The 2,776-nt window shown below is 35.1% G+C and carries 3 protein-coding genes and 1 pseudogene; all 4 read left to right on the top strand.

The window, feature by feature from the left end; translation table 11 throughout:
* Nucleotides 1-233, top strand: a 233-nt coding sequence (locus tag IC220_RS06800) for a PAAR domain-containing protein (RefSeq protein WP_223158804.1), incomplete at its 5' end; no start/stop codon positions are given.
* Nucleotides 234-239: 6 nt separating this feature from the next.
* Complete coding sequence (locus tag IC220_RS06795; RefSeq protein WP_188153700.1) at nt 240-590, top strand: GPW/gp25 family protein; 351 nt, start codon at nt 240-242, stop codon at nt 588-590.
* Nucleotides 568-1,331, top strand: a pseudogene (locus tag IC220_RS06790) (baseplate assembly protein). Before IC220_RS06795 ends, IC220_RS06790 begins: the two are co-directional and overlap by 23 nt.
* Complete coding sequence (locus tag IC220_RS06785) at nt 1,331-2,482, top strand: phage tail protein (RefSeq protein ID WP_188153699.1); 1,152 nt, start codon at nt 1,331-1,333, stop codon at nt 2,480-2,482. Before IC220_RS06790 ends, IC220_RS06785 begins: the two are co-directional and overlap by 1 nt.
* The last annotated feature ends 294 nt before the right edge of the window (nt 2,483-2,776 follow it).

Raw genomic sequence — 2,776 nt, 5'->3', positions numbered from 1 at the left:
AAGGAGATCATTGTATGGAAGAAAGGCCACATTTTTGCGTCAGTGGAAGCAGAGACGTTTTTGTGAATGATAAGCCAATTTGCAGGCAAGGAGATAGTTTTAGTGAAGAAAAAATATTAACTGAAGGATCGAAAATAGTATTTGCTAATGGCTATGGAGTTGGAAGAGTTGGAGATTTAGTATCCTGTGGTTCCAAGGTAGTAAGGGGAAGTCCAAATGTTTTTTGTAGCTGAGAAAATATGCAAGGAATGAATAATACAACAGGAAAAAAGTTAGAGGGAATAGAGCATTTAAAACAATCGATAGCTGATATACTGACCACACCGATAGGCAGCAGAATCATGAGAAGGGATTATGGCTCAAGGTTGTTTGAGTTGGTTGATAGGCCAGTAAATCGTGATTTTACATTAGAAATTTATGCAGCAGTAGCAGAGGCTCTACAAAAGTGGGAGAGAAGGTTAAAATTAGAAAAAGTGAAAATTGAAGAAGTAAAAGAAGGAAAGGTTATAATTTCACTTGCAGGTATATTAGAGGGTAAATCTATAAATATTAGTGAGATTGAGATAAATGCAGCAGCCAAATATAATTGAAAAGCTGAGTTATGAGGAGATATTATCTAGGATGAAAGGAGAACTAGTGAATAGAGATCCGACGTTTTCAGCGCTTGTAGAAAGTGACCCAGCGGTAAAAATCCTAGAAGTGGCAGCATGGAGGGAGCTATTACTGAGGCAGAGAATAAATGAAGCAGCAAAGGCAAATCTACTGAAGTTTGCAGAAGGAACTGATCTCGATCATTTAGCTGAGTTTTATGGAGTAGAAAGAAAAGATGAAGAAAATGATGAAGCTTTTGGAAAAAGAATAAAAGCGAAAATAAAAGGCTGGTCAACAGGTGGAAGTAAGGAGCATTATAAGTACCATGCACTGTCAGCAGATACAAGAGTTAAGGATGCTTTAGTGGAATCACTGGTACCAGGAAAGGTGCAAATTTCAATTTTATCAACAGAGTTATCCACACCGTCAGAGAAACTACTAGAAATTGTCAGAAAACAGCTGAAGTGATAAGCTGCAATATTATTCCAATAAATATCCACAGTAAAATTAGCATGAGCCCTGTAGTATCACAGGAAGAAATCAAGAAACAGTTCAGCAAAAAGTTTAAAGCAAGCAAAAAGTTAGGATGGAGTGTTACAAAATCATGGATTATAGCGAATTTGTTTATAGAAGGGGTAGAAAATATAGAGTTGATAGAGCCTCAAGAAGACGTTGTTATTAAAGGAAATGAATGTGCAATACTTGGCAATCTAAAAATAGAATTAATGGGAAAAGGCTAATGTTATTACCACCAAATGCGACAAAACAAGAAAAAGCATTAGTTGAAGCGATAGACTATAGAGTAGATCCAAGAAGCATAAGAGGATTTAAGTTTAATCTTAAAGATGAAATATTGCCGTGGCTAATAGAGGAGTATGGCCTAGAAGAAATTTTGCTGTGGGTAAAAGACAAAAAGAAAGCAATAAAAGAAGGAGTAGAATTTCAGCGGTTAAGAGGAACACCTGCATCTTTAAAAATAGCTCTGAAATGGGCAAACATAGATGACATTACGATTATTGAAGAGCCACCCGGAAAGCATTTTTTTGAACTGCAAATAGGTATTCAAGATGTGCCAAATGACTTTTTTGTGGATGCAGTAGTAGAGTTGGCAAAACTATCACTACCGGCAAGATCGCGGCTAATGCGGATTTTTAATGACCTATATAACGCCCAAAGGTTCATGTTGGATGAAAGCATATTTGGTGACTTACTGTCTGATTATTCAGGGGTAAAAGTAGCAAAAGAAGGACCAGTGCTGTCATTTGGTCGAAAGAATGCATTTGAGCTAAAAATCGCTAAGCCAAGTTTCAAATTTAGTACATTTAGAGCTCATTATGAAAGAAATTACAGTAGCGATTTATATCGTTTAGATGTAGCAATACTGGGAGATACCGAGCCACACACAAAGAACTATAATGGCATATATGAGCGAAACCATCTTTGGTACAATTTCAAAGCATTATATCCTATCCCACAGCACTTACTTCCACCAATTAAGTTTGCTAAAGCACAGGTGGTATTATCAGATAGTTGGAAGTTGGGAGAAATAAACGCTTGTTTTCCGGTTACGAGTGTAGAAGAAGAAGGAGGTGGGTTGTATTTAAGTGATAACAAACTATCTGAACAGCTTTGGAATTTAAAATATAAGCCAATTTTAGAAAGATTCAGTGTTACCTATCACTACAAGGCAAAGAATTTTACTGATCAAAAAATAATAGAATCTAATTTAACAGAATATCACGTTAATTGTGAAAATGATAAAAATTCAGAACAAAAAGATGCAATACATGAGTTAGAAAGTTACATTTTAGTAATATACCCAGGCGTACTAACGTGGCACGAACATCGACATTTGAGTAGGTCTTGGAATAATGTACAACCCATTTATTAGTATATTAATTATATAAGTTAATATTATAGCACATGTTAAAAAACAGATAACTTTCCATTCGTAATTGTAGGGATGACTTTACTTTACTCGTATAAACAGAATATAATCAAGTAATAGCAGTAAACAAAAGAAATGGAGGTGCTGCTAGAATTTTTATCAAAAGGAGGTAAAATGGCACAGAAAAGAATAAGATACAACAAAGAAACGAGGAATGATTTTCAGAAGGCACTAAGGAAATTAAAGAAAAAATCATATGAAGGGATAAATGAAAAAGGAAAAAGTGGAGACACAATT

Source organism: Wolbachia endosymbiont of Pentalonia nigronervosa, from assembly GCF_014534705.1.
Lineage (GTDB): Bacteria > Pseudomonadota > Alphaproteobacteria > Rickettsiales > Anaplasmataceae > Wolbachia.
Note: the sequence above shows the minus strand (reverse complement) of the source record. Positions and strands in the feature narration are given on the sequence as shown.

What these genes read in the sequence shown, in the direction of transcription:
- IC220_RS06795 (WP_188153700.1), top strand. Translation starts at nt 240, where the DNA reads ATGCAAGGAATGAATAATACAACAGGAAAAAAGTTAGAGGGAATAGAG.
- IC220_RS06785 (WP_188153699.1), top strand. Translation starts at nt 1,331, where the DNA reads ATGTTATTACCACCAAATGCGACAAAACAAGAAAAAGCATTAGTTGAA.